14 protein-coding genes are annotated in these 19,097 nt (G+C 53.3%); all 14 read left to right on the top strand.

What is annotated here, in order from left to right; genetic code table 11:
• The first annotated feature begins 9 nt into the window (after window positions 1-9).
• The 14 genes from FPZ49_RS20300 (at window position 10) to FPZ49_RS20235 (ending at window position 19,093) form a co-directional block, all read left to right on the top strand.
• Window positions 10-1,041 carry a response regulator gene (locus FPZ49_RS20300; protein ID WP_186445948.1) on the top strand — a complete coding sequence of 344 codons (1,032 nt, stop codon included), beginning with the start codon at window positions 10-12 and terminating at the stop codon, window positions 1,039-1,041.
• The gene (locus FPZ49_RS20295; RefSeq protein ID WP_144850331.1) at window positions 1,038-2,858 is read left to right on the top strand and encodes a cache domain-containing sensor histidine kinase; all 1,821 of its coding nucleotides are present in this window, start codon (window positions 1,038-1,040) and stop codon (window positions 2,856-2,858) included. Before FPZ49_RS20300 ends, FPZ49_RS20295 begins: the two co-directional genes overlap by 4 nt.
• A gap of 97 nt (window positions 2,859-2,955) precedes the next feature.
• Window positions 2,956-3,939 carry an ABC transporter permease gene (locus FPZ49_RS20290; RefSeq protein ID WP_261381508.1) on the top strand — a complete coding sequence of 328 codons (984 nt, stop codon included), beginning with the start codon at window positions 2,956-2,958 and terminating at the stop codon, window positions 3,937-3,939.
• A gap of 15 nt (window positions 3,940-3,954) precedes the next feature.
• Window positions 3,955-4,848, top strand: coding sequence for a carbohydrate ABC transporter permease (locus FPZ49_RS20285; RefSeq protein WP_144850329.1), 894 nt, complete (start codon window positions 3,955-3,957; stop codon window positions 4,846-4,848).
• A 33-nt stretch (window positions 4,849-4,881) separates the two neighbouring features.
• Window positions 4,882-6,534, top strand: coding sequence for an ABC transporter substrate-binding protein (locus tag FPZ49_RS20280; RefSeq protein ID WP_144850326.1), 1,653 nt, complete (start codon window positions 4,882-4,884; stop codon window positions 6,532-6,534).
• A 76-nt stretch (window positions 6,535-6,610) separates the two neighbouring features.
• A complete protein-coding gene (locus FPZ49_RS20275) occupies window positions 6,611-8,827 on the top strand; it encodes a glycosyl hydrolase family 95 catalytic domain-containing protein (protein WP_261381507.1) in 2,217 nt (738 codons plus the stop codon).
• 235 nt (window positions 8,828-9,062) lie between these two features.
• Entirely contained in the window at window positions 9,063-11,375 is a 2,313-nt protein-coding gene (locus tag FPZ49_RS20270) for a helix-turn-helix transcriptional regulator (protein WP_186445947.1), read from the top strand.
• A 211-nt stretch (window positions 11,376-11,586) separates the two neighbouring features.
• Window positions 11,587-11,784, top strand: a complete 198-nt coding sequence (locus FPZ49_RS36430; RefSeq protein ID WP_144850322.1) for a hypothetical protein — start codon at window positions 11,587-11,589, stop codon at window positions 11,782-11,784.
• A 188-nt stretch (window positions 11,785-11,972) separates the two neighbouring features.
• On the top strand, window positions 11,973-13,517 hold the full coding sequence (locus FPZ49_RS20260) for a glycoside hydrolase family 28 protein (RefSeq protein ID WP_144850320.1): 1,545 nt from the start codon (window positions 11,973-11,975) through the stop codon (window positions 13,515-13,517).
• A 112-nt stretch (window positions 13,518-13,629) separates the two neighbouring features.
• Window positions 13,630-15,129: an extracellular solute-binding protein gene (locus FPZ49_RS20255; RefSeq protein WP_186445945.1), complete on the top strand. Its 1,500-nt coding sequence runs from the start codon at window positions 13,630-13,632 to the stop codon at window positions 15,127-15,129.
• A gap of 263 nt (window positions 15,130-15,392) precedes the next feature.
• Window positions 15,393-16,316, top strand: coding sequence for an ABC transporter permease (locus FPZ49_RS20250; RefSeq protein ID WP_391563845.1), 924 nt, complete (start codon window positions 15,393-15,395; stop codon window positions 16,314-16,316).
• Between the two features lie 20 nt (window positions 16,317-16,336).
• Window positions 16,337-17,215 carry a carbohydrate ABC transporter permease gene (locus tag FPZ49_RS20245; protein WP_144850316.1) on the top strand — a complete coding sequence of 293 codons (879 nt, stop codon included), beginning with the start codon at window positions 16,337-16,339 and terminating at the stop codon, window positions 17,213-17,215.
• Between the two features lie 29 nt (window positions 17,216-17,244).
• Complete coding sequence (locus tag FPZ49_RS20240; protein ID WP_144850315.1) at window positions 17,245-18,759, top strand: extracellular solute-binding protein; 1,515 nt, start codon at window positions 17,245-17,247, stop codon at window positions 18,757-18,759.
• A 145-nt stretch (window positions 18,760-18,904) separates the two neighbouring features.
• Window positions 18,905-19,093: a hypothetical protein gene (locus FPZ49_RS20235; protein ID WP_144850313.1), complete on the top strand. Its 189-nt coding sequence runs from the start codon at window positions 18,905-18,907 to the stop codon at window positions 19,091-19,093.
• The last annotated feature ends 4 nt before the right edge of the window (window positions 19,094-19,097 follow it).

Here is a 19,097-nt window from a genome sequence, read left to right as displayed (position 1 = left end):
GGGCTTGGCATGAGTCGCATTTATATCGTGGATGATGAGCCGATCATTTGCTTTGGCATCAGCCAAATGATTCGAGAATATAACCGGTTCGAAGAGATTCGAACCTTCACGGACGGCAGCAGCGCGCTGAACGCGATCCTAGCGGATCCGCCGGACATCGTGCTGACCGATATCCGCATGCCGAAGATGGACGGCATCGAGCTGTGCCGCCAAATGCGCGAGCACAGGCTGCCGACGCAGGTGATCGTGCTGTCCGGGTACGGCGATTTTGCGTATGCCCAGAAATGCATGTCCTACGGAGTGAAGGAATACCTGCTGAAGCCGGTGACCGAACTGGAGCTGTATCCTGTGCTCGGCAAAGTGCTCAGCGAGGTGAAATCCGGCACGTTCTCCTTGTCGCGCTTCGAGCAATGGGTGGTCCAGCTAGAGGAGGCGCTCTGGCAGGCTGAGGAAGGCCGGGTCAGCGAGCTGCTGCAAGAGGGAAAGGCGCATTATTTTGCGGATGCGGCCGATGGCGGAGGGTTTCCGCTGTTGCAAATGGCGCAGGATGGGCTGGAGCTGCTGGCCGGGAAGCTGAACGCGCGCGGGGTGTTTAAATTCCAGATGGACCCGAAGCATACGGGGGCAAATAAGTCCGGCCGGCAGGCATTCGAGGCGTTCGAGGGGCAAGTATTCGCGTGGCTGCACCAGCTGCTGGAGGCCCGGGGAGGCGGTCAGCTCAATCTGCTGGAAGCGGCGCTGCAGTACATCGAGCAGCATTACCGCGAGGAGCTGACGCTGGAGGCGGTGGCGGATCGGCTCGGCGTGACGCCGACGTATTTCAGCCACTATTTTAAAAAAGCGACCAATGAAACGTTCGTGCACTACCGCTTGCGCAAACGGATCGAGCATGCCAAACGGCTGCTGGCGATTCCTCATTATAAAATTATCGATATCGTTGCGGAGGTCGGCTACGACAGCTATCCGCATTTTTCCCGGGTGTTCAAGAAAGCGACCGGCTGCTCCCCGACCGAATTCCGCAGCATGCTGGGGATCAAATGAAAATGGTGAACGTCAGCATGTCGCAGCGGATCTATCTCTACTTTGTCATCGTTATTATGCTGAGCACGGTGACGATCGGCGTGGCGGGCTATTGGCGCTCATCCCGAGAGCTTGAAAATCAATACCAAGCGCTGCTCGCGCAGATCGTCAACAATGCCGCACACCAGACCGACCTGTATTTAAAAGGGTACGAGCGGGCTACGCTGTCGATCCTGACGTCGCCCTTGGTGCGGGACGCGCTCAATCCGAAGGAGACCACCGTCAGCGATTTTCTAGTTAAAGAAAACATCATTAAGCAGCAAGTGTTCCAGCCGGTGCTCATCAACAACCCGGAAATCAGCATGGTCTATCTCGCGGGCAACAACGGCTTTCGCGCGACGGATTTTAACATCCAGTTGAACCGGATTAACTATAAAGCGTTCGAGGAATACGTAGAGCAGCTGAAGGAGGATACCCGGGATGACGGGATGCTGATGATTCAGGATTCCGGCTTCTTGGACGGGCATCTGACCCTCGCGCGCAAAATTTCGGACCGTCAAACGTCCCGCGTATATACGGGGGTCATGGGCTTTGAGATGCGCATAGGCGAATTGACGACACTATGGAAAGGAATTCAGCTGGGGGAATCGGGCTACTTTTTCATTGTCAACGACCGTGGCAAAATCATTTATCATCCCGATCCCAAGCGCATCGGCAAGCAGCTGGCAGGCCGTCAGTTTGAGACGGTGCAAAAGAACACGGACCGCATCTTCGACATGCCGGATGAAGAGGGGCGCATCTTCTTCAGCCGCCATTCGGACTACTCCGGCTGGACGCTGGTCGCCAGCATGTCCATCGGGGAGACGCGGGAGCCGATTGCGGCGCTGCGGCAGACGACGCTGTACGTCGGGCTGGGGACGCTGCTGCTGGCGTCGTTTCTGGCCATCCGCTTTGGCCGGTCGATCGTCAACCCGGTGCGCAGGCTGGAGAGCGGAATGCGGCAAACGGAGAAGGGGCGATGGACGAAGGTTGCGCTCAGCGGCAGCCGCGATGAGATGGACCGCCTGATCACCAGCTACAATACGATGGTGGGCCGGCTTGAGGAGCTGGTGGATCGCGTCTACGAATCCGAGCTTCGCGAGCAGGATAACGCGCTGAAGCGGCAGCTGGCCGAATTTCAGTCGCTGCAGCTGCAGATCAATCCGCATTTTTTATATAACACGCTGGAAATTATTATTTGCTACGCCGTCATCCAGAAGTCGAGCGAAATCAAGGAGATCGTTCGCTCCCTGTCGTACATGCTCCGCTATTCCATCCGTACCGACCTGGAGGAGATTACGGTAGCCAACGAGCTGAAGCACGTGCTCCATTTCATGTCGATCATGAAGTTTCGCATCGGCAGAGAGTTCGAAGTCGACGTGCGGGTGCCTCCTGAGATGCTGCTGATGCATATGGTGCGGTTAACGCTGCAGCCGCTCATCGAAAATGTGTTTAAGCACGCGTTCCCAGACGGCATCGAGGAGCATCATCGCATCGTCATTGATGCATCGTGCGAGCAGGAGGACTTCTACGTGATCGTGGAGGACAACGGCTGCGGCATGACGCCGGACAAGCTGAATCAGCTGCGTACGCGATTGGCGATGCAAGCCGTGCCCTCGAATGAGGAAGAAACGAGTATGCCAGGTGGCGGCAGCATCGGGCTCGTCAACGTCCATAGCCGCATTCAGATGGTGTTCGGAGAGCCGTACGGGCTTCGAGTCGACAGCACGCTCGGACAAGGGACACGGATGACCCTGCATATGCCGTCCACCGGCACAAAAAAAGTCATATCCAAATAAGTTACGATAATGCGGCCTCCTTCACTTGGGATTATGCTAAGAGTACAGGATTCGACAAACGAACCTACACTTTAGCCCCCCGAGTAAGGAGGTCTTCATGCAAGTATCCGTCAGTAACCCTACATCCACCTCCAATCCAGCGAAGACGATGAAGGTCAAGGAAGGTCTCCTAACGCGCCTAGCGAGAAATTTCAAGGACCGATGGCAGCTCTACCTGCTGATCCTGCTGCCCGTGCTTTATTTGATCGTCTTCAAATACGTACCGATGTACGGTGCGTTAATCGCCTTCAAAAACTATGTGCCCACCAAAGGCATCTGGGGCAGCGAGTGGGTTGGATTCAAGTATTTCATTCGTTTTTTTAACTCCTACGACTTTATCCGTGTTATGAAGAACACACTCGTCCTAAGCTTTTACAGCTTGGCTGCCGGTTTTCCGTTTCCAATCCTGCTGGCGCTGTGCCTCAACTTCGTGCAAAACCAATTTTTCAAAAAAACGGTCCAAATGATTACGTACGCTCCGCATTTTATATCTGTAGTCGTTATGGTTGGCATCATCCTGCAAATCCTCGACCCGCGCGTCGGACTGGTAAGCACGCTGCTTCGGGCCATTGGAATTGAACCGGCGAATTGGATCGGCGATCCGGCGTGGTTTTCGCACATTTTCGTCTGGTCGGGCATTTGGCAAAATGTCGGGTTTTCCTGTATCGTGTACCTGGCTGCATTAGCCGCCATTGATCCGTCGCTGCATGAAGCCGCAGTGGTCGATGGAGCGAGCAAGCTGCGCCGCATGTGGCATATTGATTTGCCGGGCATTATGCCGGTTGCTACAATCCTGCTCATCATGAGCACCGGGCACGTGCTCGATATCGGCTTTGAGAAAATTTTGCTGATGCAAAATCCGTTGAACATGAGCGCCTCTGAGGTCATCGACACGTTCGTGTACAAGGTGGGGCTGGCGTCCACGGCGATTAACTACTCGTATTCTTCGGCTATCGGCTTGTTCAAATCCGTGATCAGCTTAATTCTTTTGGTGCTCGTCAATCGATTTGCCAAAAAAGTTGGGCAGACTAGCCTATGGTAGAGAGGAGGAAGTAGAGTGACAGGTAACGTAAAAGAAAGCCGCGACGACCGGCTGTTCAACTGGATCAACTATACGATTTTGTTCTTATTCACGATTACGGTGCTCTATCCGCTCATTTATATTTTCAGCGCATCCTTCAGCTCTGCCTCGGCGGTGGTGTCCGGCAAGGTATGGCTGTATCCGGTGGACATGACGCTGGAGGGCTACACGGCGGTATTCAAGCATCCGCTTATCGTCACGAGCTTCCTGAACTCGGTGTTCTACACCGTCGTCGGTACGGCGTTTAACGTGGTGCTGACGCTGATGGCGGCATATCCGCTCTCACGTAAGGATTTTATGCCCCGCAATGTCATTATGGCGCTGTTCGTGTTCACGATGATGTTCTCCGGAGGCCTCATTCCTTCTTATCTGGTAGTTAAAGGACTTGGGCTGATCGATTCCCGCTGGTCGCTCATTATTCCTGCGGCCATTGGGGTATGGAATATGATTATCGCCCGCACGTATTTTCAAACGACGATCCCGGACGAGCTGCTGGAAGCCGCTCAGATGGACGGCTGCAGCGACTTTACGTTTTTCCGCCGAATTGTGCTTCCGCTCTCTGGTCCGATCATTGCGGTTATCGCCTTATTTTATGCGGTCGGGCATTGGAATCAATATTTCAACGCGCTGCTGTATTTGAAGCGGCAGGAGCTGTATCCGCTGCAGCTGGTGCTCCGGGACATTCTCGTGCAAAACGAGGTCGATTCGTCGATGATCACGGATGTGGCTGATGCGGTGGCCCGCCAAGGGCTGCGGGAGCTGCTGAAGTTCTCTTTGATTGTGGTGTCGACGGTGCCGGTGCTGATCATTTATCCGTTTATTCAGCGGCATTTTGTCAAGGGCATGATGATTGGCTCATTGAAAGGATAAGTTTAAAGGATAAATCAAGGGGGCTATTCATTTATGAAACCAGGGTTCAAAAGCATTCTTGCGGTCTCGACAGCGGCCATGCTGCTGGTCAGCGCTTGCTCCAACGGGAAAACAGGCGATACAGCAAACAAAAGCGCAGCCGACCCGAAGGCGGACGGCGTAACGGAAGCGGGGGTCTTCCCGATCACGAAGGAAAAGACGAAGCTGCGCGTCATGGTCAAGGGCTCCAGCATTGTGGAAAATTTCGCCACGAATGAATTCAGCAAATGGCTGGAGGAGAAAACGAACATCCAGATCGAGTGGGAGGTCGCGCCGGAAAAAACGTTCCAGGAAAAGCTGAACGTGTCGCTGGCGAGCGGAGATTATCCCGACGTGCTGCTGAATATGAGCGTGTCGCCGATTCAGCAATCGATCTATGGCAAGGATGGCGTGTTCCTTCCGCTGAACCAATATATCGACAAGTACGGCGTGGAAACGAAGAAAATGTTCCAAGAGGTGCCGTATGCGAAGGAGCAGATGTCTTTGCCGGATGGCAACATTTACTCGCTGCCGCAAATCAACCAATGCTACCACTGCTCGCTGGGGCAAAAAATGTGGATTAACCAAGCATGGCTGGACAAACTAGGCCTCAAGCTGCCGACGACCACGGACGAATTTGCTCAAGTGTTGAAAGCGTTTAAAGAAAAGGATCCGAACGGCAACGGAAAGGCGGACGAGATCCCGCTGGTAGGCGCGACGAATGGGCCGGCTTCGACCCTGGAATATTTCCTCATGAGCTCGTTTATTGAGAAGGACTTCAACCTGAAATATGTAAAAGACGGCAAGGTGCAGGTGGCGTTCAATCAGCCGGAATGGAAGGAAGGGCTGAAGTACCTGAATAAGCTGTACGCGGACGGCTTGATTTCGGCGCAGACGTTTACGCAGGACCGCAATCAGCTGAAGCAGATGGGCATGAACCCGGATGCCGCCATTATCGGTGCCGTTCCATCGCAGAATCAAACGGTATTTGTCGATGCGGATTCGCCGAGATTCAAGGATTTCGTGGCCCTGCCTCCGCTCAAGGGACCTACGGGCGTGCGTTCGGCTCCATTTAACCCGTATCAGATTATTAACGGCATGTTCGTCATTACGAACAAAGCGAAAAATCCTGCAGCTGCGTTCCGGTTGGCGGATTTCCTTCTGAGCGAGGAAGCGACTTTGCGCAGCACGATCGGACGTCCGGGCCAGGAGTGGGATAAAGCGGCCTCCGGCGATCTGGGGCTCGACGGCAAGCCGGCGAAGTGGAAGCAGCTGGTCACCTTTGGCAAGCTACAAAACGTACATTGGGCGCAAGCCGGTCCAAGCCTTCGCACCAATGAGTTCCGCATGGGCCAATACGCGGATCCGAAGAACCCGCTGGAAATTATTCTGTTCAAGGAAACGAAGGAAAAGTACGAGCCGTATGCCATCAAGCTGGAGAAGACCGTGCCGCCTCTTTTCTTCACGAACGAGCAAGCGGAGGAGCTGGCTAATTTGGAGAAGACGATTACGGATTACCGGACCGAATTCTTTGCGAAGGCAGTCACCGGCGGGGTGGACATCGAGAAGGAATGGAACAACTATTTAGCCACACTGGATAAAATGAACCTGAAGCGCTATCTCGAAATTAACCAGCAGGCGTACGAACAGACGAAAACTAAAAAGTAGCAGCGCATGGAGCCCGCTTTTACTCAGCGTATGAGTGGAAGCGGGCTAATTTTCAATCGGAGAAGGAGTGTTCTCGATGGTCATGGTAGATGGCAGCACTGGAGCGGTAAGGCTGGAGCTGGATTGGGAGACATTTTTGGCGCCAAATGATATGGAATGGGTTGTGAAGCCAGTCAGCTGGGACGAGGGTGCTTTTATAGGCAATGGGCTGCTGGGCGCCATGATCTACGGCGAAGAAAATGCGAAGAAGCGGCATGTGCTGCGCTTTGTTACCGGGCGAACAGACATTACGGCGACGCGGACGGACAAGCCGGGCTTCCCGCCTCGAGTGCCAATTGGGGAGCTTGATCTGGAGCTTGCGGGGATGATCTATCATCCGACGAGGCTGCGTGTGGACTTGTGGAACGCAGAGGTGCGGGGACTGCTCACGACCACCAAGGGGGAAGCTCGGCTTCGCGCGTTCGTGCATAGCGAGGAGCCGGTGATGGCTATTGAGCTGGGAGCATCTGAAGGCGAGCTGGGGGCGGGTGTGCACTGGTATGCGCATTCTGAGGTCGATCCGGTGCTGATCAACGCCGATGGGATCAACCTGAACCAGTTTATTCCCGAAGCTGTGGTGGAGAAGAGCAGCGAAAATGGGGTAGCTGTTGTGGTTCAGCGGTACAGTACGCTTCACGAAGGCTGTGTTACGGCGATGAAAGAGGTGCAGCTGTCCGACACGCGCCGGGTGATCTATATGTCCGTGGCTAAGGGCTGTGATGAGGAGGCTCGGCGGGCAGCGGTGGATGCGGTTATGCAAGCGTCGGGCACGCCTTTTGAGTCGTGGGTGGACGCTCATCGCGCCTGGTGGCACCGCTATTACCGGCAAAGCTTGATCTCCATTCCGGACGGGCAGCTGGAGAGTTTCTATTGGATTCAGATGTATAAGCTGGCCTCGGCAACCCGGGCTGACAAGCCGTTGATCGATAATCAAGGCCCTTGGCTTGCACCGACGCCTTGGGCGGGTGTCTGGTTTAATATGAACGTACAGATGAGCTACTCACCGGTGTATGCTTCTGGCCGGCTGGAGATCGGCGAATCGCTTGTACGTGCCATTGCGGAGCAGCAGGAGCAGCTCATTCGCAACGTTGCCGAGCCGTTCCGCCATGATTCCTCCGGGCTAGGGCGCAGCTGCAGCTATGATCTGAGCAGCAAGGTGGACGATGAGGTCGGCAACTTGACATGGGTGTGCCACTGTCTCTGGCGGCAGTACCGCTATTCGATGGACGATCGGCTGCTGGAGCAGCTGCTGTATCCCGTTTTGCGCCGAAGCATCAACTACTATTTGCATTTGCTGGAAGAAGGGGAGGACGGCCACCTGCATCTGCCTCCGATGATTTCGCCGGAGTACGGCTCGTTTTTTAAGACGAAGGTGAGCGATTGCCATTACGATCTGGCGCTACTGCATTGGGGCTGCGAGACGCTGCTGGCAAGCTGTGGGCGGCTTGGTGTGGACGATCCGCTGCAGGAGCGCTGGCGTGACGTGCTGGCGCGACTGGCTCCGCTGCCGGTGGATGAAACCGGCTTCATGATCGGGCGCGATACGCCGCTGGCTTACGGGCACCGGCATTTCAGCCATCTGCTGGCGGTTTTTCCGCTGCATTTGATCGGCGTCGACACGGAAGAGGAGCGGGGACTGATCGAACGATCGCTGAAGCACTGGATTGACAAGGAAGGCGATCTCCGCGGGTTCAGTCTGACCGGTGCCGCTTCGATCGCGGCGACGCTGGGCCGGGGGAGCGAAGCGCTTCGCTATTTGAAGGCGCTGATGCATATCATCAAGCCGAATACGATGTACAAGGAGGCAGGCCCGGTCATTGAGACGCCGCTCGCGGGAGCCGAGGCGCTGCACGATATGCTGCTGCAGAGCTGGGGCGGGACGCTGCGGGTATTCCCGGCGGTACCGGAAGCCTGGCGCGAAGCGGCGTTTCACGAGCTGCGCGCCGAGGGCGGCTTCTCGGTCAGCGCGGTTCGGCGGGATGGCCGCACCGCGTGGATTCGCGTGCGCAGCTTGGCGGGCGAGCCGTGCCGGATTCAGACCGGCTGGAGCGGCACCGTGCGCTGGCAGGTGGTCGGCGGCGGGGACGAGGGCAGCGAGTACAGCGCTGAGCTGAGCGGCAGCGACGGGGGCGTGATCCAGCTGGAGCTGCGCCGGGGCGAGGAAGCGATTTTGTATCCGGGCGATACGATGCCGGAGCTTGTTGTTAGGCCACCGAACGGTCGGATCGGCCGATCCGACCGTTCGGTGGCCTGAAGCCGTGGCGGCTGTACGGGCTTCCGGGGGAATGAGACGGTAAGCGGCTGTTCTCTTGCATACACATCCCATTACACATTCTAGCATAGTCTGTCCGCGATTCCTGCTCGCCTCCACTTTGGTCAGCAGGAGTCCAATCCATGCCATCCAGCGATTGATTTGAACTTTTGGGAGGGCTATACTAGAATGATGGGTTAACAGAAAACAACTGTGTATGAGGAGTGAGTGGTTCGGGATGCCCAAATGGTTTGCTTCCAAATATCTGGTCCGGCTCCTGATCTTCAGCCTGCTGATCGGAACCATCCCTGTAGTGACGCTAGGCAGCCTTTCTTTCTTGCGCGCGAAGAACAGCCTTCAGCAAAAAGTGAACGACAGTAACATGCAGCTGCTGCAGCAAACTCAGGTCAACGTGGAGCAGGTGCTTCAGCTGTTTGAAAACCTGATGACCCAGTACATCACCACACCGATCATCGGACAAGCGTTGCAGACGCCGTTTTCCGCCAAAAATTTTACTTTTATTAATGAATTGTCCTCTGGACTAAATAAATTGCAGCCGTTCGAGCTTGGCGTACAAAACGTGTATTTGGCAAATTTGAAATATGACTGGTTATTGTCCAATCAAGGCTATGTCACTTTGGAAGATTCCGGAATGAAGGACCTCATCCAGCAATATGCGAGTGCGGATCGGGGCTCCTTCTGGAAGACCATGCCTCCAGCACCACCTGCGAGCGGGGGCAATGCCGGCGGGGAGGTTCCACAGGTAGCGGCACCGGGTGTGCGTCTCATTAAGAAGCTGCCGATTAACTGGTCGAGCAGCTCAGGCCTCATTATTGGAGAAATTCCGGGATTTAAATTAGAGAAGATGGTTGCCAATGATGCGGAGGAGAGGGAAACGGTGATCCTCGATGATCAATTTCAGCCGCTGACGCAGCCCTTCGGACGCGTGCTCAACTCCCCTGGCGATTTAGCTCGGGTGGTGGAGCAAATCAAGCAAGCAAGTGATACACCTGAGGGCTATCTTACAATGCAAGATGCCAACCACAAAACCATCGGAATCTTGTTCAATCAATCGCAATATAACGGCTGGTATTATTTGTCCCTAATTTCCTTAAGCGATATTACGAAGGATTCCCGCTCGATCGGCTGGTACACTCTGTATGTTTCCGTGGGAACGTTCGTCCTCATCCTTCTTGTTGCCTGGATTGGCTCGAGGCGGATGTATTTGCCCATTCACCGCGTCTTCTCGGTGGCGGCCTCCGACCAGGCTGCCGATGAACGTCAGAGCAAGGACGAACTGCAATTTATCGGCGAACAAATTCACAAGCTTCGCTCGTCGCAGACGGAACTGCTGGATCAGCTTAGCATTCACTCCAAGCAGCTGGAAGCCTTTTTTATCCGGAGGCTCCTGCACGGAGAGATACGGCCAAACGAGACACGTGAGCGTTGGGTGCAATTTGCCTATGATCCTACCCCCGGGCTATTTGCGGTGTTAACGATTCAGATCGATGCGTTTGACCGAACAAGATACTGCGAGCAAGACATGGATTTGCTGATGTTCGCCATCAACAATATTGCCAGCGAGCTGATTCCAGCGGAGCATCGGCTTGAGCCCGTCATGATGGTCGGCAGCCAGGTGACCATTTGCCGCGGAATAGGGATGACGATTCCTGCATTCGAAGAGCAAGTGTACGCTTATGCGGAGCTCGTCCAATCCACCGTGAACCAGCTGCTGGAGATTAAGATCAGTATGGGGATCAGCCGCTCCTACGAGGACATTGATGAGACCTCGCAAGCGTACAAGGAAAGCTTAGAGGCGCTGAAATACCGGGTACGCTTCGGTGAGCTGGCCATTCTGCCGTTTGACAACGTGCTGCCCGATACGCGGATCGTCGCGGCATACCCGGAATGGCTGGAGAAGGAACTGATTGATGCCGTCAAAATGGAGGAGCGGGGCAAAGCCAAAGCGCTGCTGAATGAATTTATTCAAAAGGCGATCATGGATTACCCGCGCTACAATGATCTTCAAATGGTGCTTACTCGTCTTCTAATCGACTTGCTCAGGGAATGGCAGGAAGCAAGGGAGACAGCGAGTACGCTTGATCCTTCGGGCAGCTCGTTCCAGGAACGGCTGGTTCAATTGCGAACGGCCGAGGAAATTGAGGCGTGGTTTTACAGCGATGTGATCGAGCCGATGATGGACTCGCTTCATCATAAATGGGAGACCCAGAACAAGAAAATATCCGAGCGCATGCTGGAGATGATACACGAGGAGTTCGCCTCGGGATTAACGCTGGAGCTGTGCGCTTCGCGATTGAATTACCATCCGAATTACATCAAGACGGTGTTTCGCAAAGAAACGGGCAGTAATTTTAGTGATTACTTGTCCAAATACAGGCTGACGGTGGCCAAGCAATGGCTGGTGGAAACGGATATGAAGATCAACGAGATCGCCGAGAAGCTGCAATATCAGAACTCGCAAAATTTCATCCGCTACTTCCGCAAAATGGAAGACATGACGCCGGGACAATACCGTGAAAAGCATCGATAATCGACGTGGCAATCACGAAGACGGAACCTTTCCTGTATGGGGCTGTTTACAAACTGCTTATTTTGTCAGCGGCAGCCATAGTGGAGAGGCTCCTTTTATGAATGTTTTAATTATTTTAAATATTCAAAATATTCTTACGAATGTACAGTCCTCTCCAGCGTCCGCGGAATACAGTGTACTAAATGGACGGCGGAGAGGAGGTCGGCAGGCAATGAGCAAATTTTTTGGGTACGTGGGCGGTCTGATCGGCAGTATCGCATTATCGAATGTTTCGGTCGGCATGTTCGGCTGGAAAATATTTTCGATGCTGGATATCGTATTTGCCATTGTTTCTTTGCTCGGGTTAATTGTGTTTTCCGGGGCCCTGCTTTATGAAGGAGTAAAAACATTCTTTGGCAAAGAAAGCTAATCATCATATTCGAAGGACCTGAGGTGCTGCCTCAGGTCTTTTTTTGCGCTGCGGCCGCCCAGATGATTATCCATCCTGCTCTGATGATTATTACCCGATCTTCTGCTTTCCGGATTGTCGACAGGAATCCATAAACACAGTACGGTTAGTATATTCAAGCACGCTAGAAGGAGAAGGAGAGTTCCATCATGCAAAATACGTTTAACATTATCGATTTCGGTGCCGTCGGCGACGCGGTCACTCTGAATACCCATAGCATCCAAGCGGCAATCGATGCTTGTACGGAGACCGGCGGGGGAACGGTTCTCGTGCCGCAAGGCGAATTTTTAACGGGGACGATTATGCTGAAAAGCAACGTGGAGCTGCATCTGGCGGCTACGGCCCGCATTATCTCCAGCATGGAGGAGCAGGACTTCGACCCGGATGTGAATATCGGCCGCCGGGGTTTGATCTGTGCGCGTCACGCGAACAACATCTCGGTGACCGGTCTCGGAACGATTGACGGACAAGGCCCGCGCTTCCTGGAGGAAGACGATTTCCAAGGCGATCATGTGCTGCTGCCGCTGCAGGAGTTTCGCCCGAAGCTGGTCGACCTCGAGGGATGCTTCGACGTGTTGTTCCGCGACGTAACGTTGTGGCGTGCGTCCTCTTGGTGTCTGCATATGACAGGCTGCCAGCGCGTGAACGTGCAAAGCATCAAAATTCTCGGCCAGCTGCGTGGTCCGAACAACGACGGGATCGACCCCGACAGCTGTCGTGACGTACATATTTCTGATTGCCATATTGAAGCGGGCGACGACTGTATTGTGCTCAAAACAACCGATTACGGAGCCGTTGCTTATGGGGCGTGCGAGAATATTACTGTCACGAATTGCACGATGATATCCCGTTCCTGCGCGCTGAAGATCGGGACCGAAACGTTCGCCGACATCCGCAACGTCGTGTTCCAGAACTGCGTCATCCGGAATTCGAACCGCGGGATGGGGGTATGGTCTCGGAATGGGGGAACGATCGAAAATATTTTGTTCCAAAACATCATCGTCGAAACACGGTTGTTCAGTGACGAGTTCGAGCAAACCCGTAAGCGCAAATGGTGGGGCAAAGGCGAGCCGATCTTTGTGACAGCTGAGCCTCGTCGGGAAACCCATCTCGGGAAGCCTGGACCAATCCGCAACATCCGGTTTGACCAAATACTAGCGGAGGGGGAAAACGCGGTTTATCTCGAGGGCTCCGAGGATTGTATTATCGAAGGCATTGCGATTCGTAACCTGAAATATACAATGAAGCAGCGCAGCCCCTATCCAGGCGGCGTGTTCGATACGAATCCAACGGCACGAGGCGTGTTCCCACACCCCACGCCAGCGCTCTTCTGCCGCTATGGGAAAAATATTTCCCTGTATGATATTGAAATCGAGTGGAGCGCACCGCTCAATAAACATTGGAAGCAAGCGTTGTACGGTGAGCATCTGGAGGACTTATCCCTGGTGCACTTCCGTGGTGCTCCCGCTGCAGGCGAGAACGCCATTGAGCTGAAGCACGTGAACAAGCTGTCGGTAGAGCATTCCAAGGCACGTCCGGGAACAGAGACGTTCCTGGCGCTGGAGGACGTAGAGCCGAGCCAGCTATTTGTCGTAGGCAACGATTTTTCCGAAGCGGGCACAGCGATTCGCTTCACGGATGGCTCTAAGCCGGAGTATTTCGCGGCCGCGAACCGGATGCCATCCCCCAAATAAGCATTGTCCTTTGAACAAGGGCAGTCCTAAGCTCGCAGTACCGGACTTAGGGCTGTCCTTTTGATCGTTTCCTGCTATGATAAGTAGTGAAATGAGAAGGAGTTGTCCAAAGATGAAAATGGATTGGAACAGCAGAAGGAAGGCGGTACACGCCATCGTCTTCGCCGCGCTCGTCGCAGCCCTGCTGCCCGGCTGCGGTGGAACGGGGGGGCCCAAGCCATCCGCTATTGCAAAAGGCAGCAGTGCATCGCAGGTGCCGCCGATTTCCGTTATGATGATTCAGTTTGCCGCCGAGCCGATGAAAAAGGACAGCCCGGTCATCAAACAGCTCGAAACGCTTACGAATACGAAGCTTGATATCACTTGGGTGCCAGCTACGACCTATGATGACAAGGTGAGCGCGACCATCGCATCCGGCAATCTGCCTGAACTCATGCTGCTACGCCGCAACAAAGAATCCGCGATGCTCAATGCGCAGCTGTCAGGCATGTTTTGGGACCTGTCCCCTTATCTGAAGAACTATAAAAATTTAAGCCAACTGAGCCCGGTGGCCGTAACGAATGCTAGCCTGAACGGAAAGCTGTACGGCATTCCGAGGGAACGCCCGATTGCCAGATATGGGCTGATCTTCCGTAAAGACTGGCTGGATCATCTAGGTCTGCCTGTGCCGAGAACAGTAGACGATATTTATAAGACGGCGAAGGCGTTTACGTTAAGCGATCCGGATCAGGACGGCAAAAACGATACGTTCGGCATGCAAGAGGAGAAGAGCATCGAATCGCTGAAGCAAATCGCCTTGTTCTTGGGCGCTCCTAACGCATGGGGCCTGAAGGATGGCCGAATCACACCGGACTTCCTGTATCCCGAGTTCAAGAGCGCCTTGGATCTGCTCCGCCAAATGACCGACGAGCACCTCATCAATGCCGACTTTGCTATCGCCAAAAAATACAGTTATTTCAATCAGGAGAAGGCTGGCATGTACTTCTCCGTGATCGGCGATGCCATCACTCATCCCGACCTCCTGAAGGCCAATCCGAATGCCGTGATTGATGTCACGCAAACCTTTGACGGGCCGCAGGGGGAACGCGTGAGAGCGACGACCGGCTACGATTCCTTGCTCGTGATTCCGAAGTCCAGCGTAAAAAATGAGGCGAGATTGAAGCAGATCTTGACGTTCCTGGACCAGATGGCGGAGCAGCCGGTGCAGGATTTAATCGATTGGGGCATGGAGGGGACGGATTACACGATGGCGGGCGGCAAGCCAAAGAAAATTCCAAACACACCAGGCGCAGGAGACCTGAACATGTTCCGATGGGATTTGTTCGGCACTTCGATGAAGGGAACGCGTACACCGCTGGAAGACAAATTCGATCAGCTCTATGCTCAAAATAAGAGCTTATCGGTGATGGATTTGAGCGCCTCCTTGCTCTCGGACACGAATACGGAGAAAGGCAATGAGCTGAAAACCGCCATCTCCGATGCCGAAACGAAGTACATCATGGGCGAGCTGAATGATCAGGGCTGGCACGCTGCCGTGGACAAATGGCGTAAGGACGGCGGAGACAAAATCATCGATGAATTTACGGCGAGTTATAACCAAAGTAAAAAATAATCATATATCTAAGGAATCCGTCGGAGCATTCGGCGGATTCTTTTCATTTTCATCATACGCCCTGCGGAGTATCGGATCTGCTGAAGTGATTATCTTGACGTTTAAACCGTCTGAATTCCCTAGGAACTGCTGTGGGGATTGTCGACAGGAATCACCTATCCGGGTACGCTGAACGTATCTCGAAAAGATACCCAGACCAACAAACTACGATTACTTTTTAGGAGGGGGGAACAACCATGGAGATAGCGAAATCGGTCCACAATATGCGAACGGTTTCACAAAAAAGCACATTGGCCAGACGCCTCATGCGTCATCGGTGGTTTTATATCATGCTGCTTCCTGGTCTGCTTTATTTTCTAATTTATAAATACGCACCGATGTGGGGAGTCCTGATTGCCTTTCAGGATTACCAGCCCTTTCTCGGTTTTTTCGGGAGTAAATGGGTCGGACTGAAGCACTTCGAGACGTTCTTCACGGATGCCAGCTTTTGGATGCTGTTTAAGAACACGTTCATCTTGGCGGTCTATAACATCGTATTCTTTTTCCCGCTGCCGATTATTATTTCACTCATGTTAAACGAGGTACGGAAGGAAGCCTTCAAGCGGGTCGTGCAAACCTTGATCTACATTCCGCACTTTGTTTCTTGGGTCGTCGTCGTTGGGATCAGCTTCCTGTTCTTCTCTACGGAGGGCGGGATTGTCAACAGTATGCTGACGAGTGTCGGTCATGAGCCCGTGAAATTTCTGCTCAGCGCCGATTGGTTCCGCACGATGATCACTTCACAGGTGATGTGGAAAGAAACCGGTTGGGGTACGATCATCTTCTTGGCAGCGCTTGCCGGCGTGGATCCGGGATTGTATGAAGCGGCGCGCATTGACGGTGCAGGACGTTGGAGGCAAATGTGGCATATCACCCTTCCGGCCATTCGCAGTACGATCATCGTTTTGCTGATTTTGCGGATCGGACATTTTCTTGACTCCGGCTTTGAGCAAATTTTCTTGATGGTCAATCCGATGAACCGCAATGTCGGTGAAGTATTCGACACGTACGTTTACAGCACAGGGATTTCCCAAGGAAAGTTCAGCTACAGCACCGCGGTCGGCATGTTTAAATCGGTTGTCGGGTTAGTGCTCGTCATCGTGGCCAATCGGCTCGCCAAACGATTAGGCGAAGACGGCATTTATTAACGAAAGGGGGACTTACCGGCATGGTGGACAAAAGCTTCTCAAGCAGGCTTCTGGATGGCATGAATTATTTGCTGCTGCTGCTCGTGGCCGCGGTGTGTGTGCTGCCGTTTCTATATATCTTGGCTGCATCCCTGACCGATCCTCAGGAGCTGATCCAAAAAGGCTTCATCTTGATCCCGCATAAGTTCTCACTAGTTGGTTTCAAGTACATTTTGTCAACCGATATTATTCTTTCCAGCTTGAGCGTTTCCATTGGTGTCACCGTCCTTGGGACGCTGGCGAATTTATTTTTCACCGCCCTTATGGCTTATCCGCTCGCACAAAAGGACTTGATGGGTGTGAGCATCATCATGAAGCTGGTTGTTTTTTCAATGCTGTTCGGTGGCGGGATGATCCCAACGTATTTGATCGTGAAGGCAACCGGACTGCTCGATAATCCGGCGGCCCTTATCGTTCCGGGTTTGATCAGTGCCTTTAACCTGATCATTATGCGCAGCTTCTTCCAGCAGCTTCCTGATGGTCTTGAGGAAGCCGCGCGGATTGACGGCTGCAGTGATCCGGGCATTTTGTTCCGCATCGTCCTGCCCTTGTCGGCGCCTGTACTGGCTTCCCTCGCGTTGTTTTACGCGGTCGGGCACTGGAACTCTTATTTTAATGCCGTGCTGTACATCAATGACAATACGTTTTGGCCGATCCAAGTTTGGTTAAGACAAATTGTTATATTATCTCAGGGGGGGATTGGAGATTCGACGCAGTTCGGGGACGACTTTGTTGCTCCGCCTGCGGAAACGATCAAGATGGCCGTTATTGTCATCACGACGTTGCCAATCTTGGTTGTTTATCCGTTTTTACAGAAGCATTTTGCCAAAGGTGCACTATTGGGGTCCGTAAAAGGCTAGTATTACAATCATGTAGAGGAGAGAATTGGATGAACACGAAAGGAAGTCGGAAATCGCTCAAATGGGTTAGCGTGGTCTGCATCACCTGCATGTCCGCATCGATGCTTGCCGCTTGTACGTCCGCCAAGAAAGAAACGCCTGCTCAAGCTGGAGGAGCGCAGGCTGCTGCTAAGCCGCTCGAATTGAAAATTATGATGATTCAGCAGGCTGCCGAGCCGCCTAAGAAAGACAATCCGTATATTAAGAAAATCGAAGAATACACGAATACAAAGCTGGATATCACCTGGGTGCCGGGAGCCGGAACCGCCTATGACGATAAAGTGAGCGCAACGATCGCGTCTGGAAACCTGCCGGATGTTCTCCTGATCCGGAAAACGAAAGAGTCCCCGAACCTGAACGCGCAAATGTCGGGTGTGTTCTGGGAGCTAACGCCTTACCTGAAGGATACCAAAAACTTGAGTAAAATGAGCCCGGTTGGAGTGAAAAATGCGAGCATCGGCGGGAAGCTGTACGGTATTCCGCGCGAACGCGTGCTTTCCCGGTATGGGATGATCATCCGCAAGGATTGGCTGGATAATCTGGGCTTGCAAATGCCGAAATCGGCAGATGATTTGTACAAGGTAGCCAAAGCATTCACCGAGAATGATCCGGACAAAAACGGCAAGAAAGATACCTTTGGGATCCAGGAAGATGCGACGATGGAGCTGCTCAAGCAGCTGACGGTCTATGCCGGAGGCCCGAACGGCTGGGGGCTTAAGGATGGCAAGGTTGTGCCGGATTTCGTCACGCCGGAATTCAAGACGGCATTGGACCTGTACAAGAAGATGGTGGCTGAAAAAATTATTGCTTCCGATTTCCCCATCGCCAAAAAATATGATTATTTCAACCAAGGCAAAGCCGGAATGTATTACTCCGTTATCGATGATGCCACCACGCGTCACGTGGATATGATGAAGCAAAATCCGAAGGCTCAAGTGGATGTTGCAGAGAATTTTGACGGCCCGCAGGGTCAACGTGTCAGAGGTACGACAGGCTATGACTCGCTCATCGCCATTCCGAAATCGAGCGTGAAGGACGAAGCGAAGCTGAAGCAAATCCTTGGCTTCCTCGATAAATTGGGCGACGATCCGATGCTGACGTTGAACAACGTAGGTCTGGAAGGAACGGACTACAATGTAGAAGGCGGCAAAGCCAAGAAGATTGCCGGCGCCCTGGGCTCCGGGGACGTATTTAACCTGAGATGGGGAAATCCGTACGGCGGTATCCAAATTGAGAAAACCCCGCTGGAGCAAAAGGTGGATAAATTATTTGTCGACAATTCAAAACTTGGTGTTGTAGACCTCAGTGCTGCCTTGCTGTCCGATACGAACACACAAAAAGGTGTGGATCTGAAAAAAGCGGTGACCGATGCGGAAGTGAAATATGTGCTTGGCGAGCTGGATGAAAAAGGCTGGAACGACGTCGTCGAGAAGTGGCGTAAAAATGGCGGCGATAAAATCATCGAGGAATTTACCGCCGATTACAACAAAAGCAGCGGGAAATAATGTACGCCTTCAACTTGGAATCCGCCGAGCGATCGGCGGACTTCCTATTTTATAGCCCGATGAATCGAAACCAGGGGGTAGTTTAACATGTCTGCATTTGTAGCAAAAACGCCCCCGATGGGCTGAAACAGCTGGGACTGTCAAGGTGGACGATATTGCCCAATCGAAGCTGTACGGTTATCATTTAAAAGATGTCGAGCTGAGCCGTCAAGCGATTGCGATCTGGCTGGCGATGTTCGAGCGAAGTACGTCTGGTCTCCTTAGGCCGGACCCGGACACTGGTCGACGAGTGGACGCTGCCGCTGCTTACTTTAAGCTTTTATCAGCCAACTGAGGAG

The sequence above is a fragment of the Paenibacillus cremeus genome, from assembly GCF_007786445.1.
Lineage (GTDB): Bacteria > Bacillota > Bacilli > Paenibacillales > NBRC-103111 > Paenibacillus_G > Paenibacillus_G cremeus.
The sequence above is the reverse complement of the archived record's forward strand: the minus strand, read 5'-3'. Positions and strand labels throughout refer to the sequence as shown.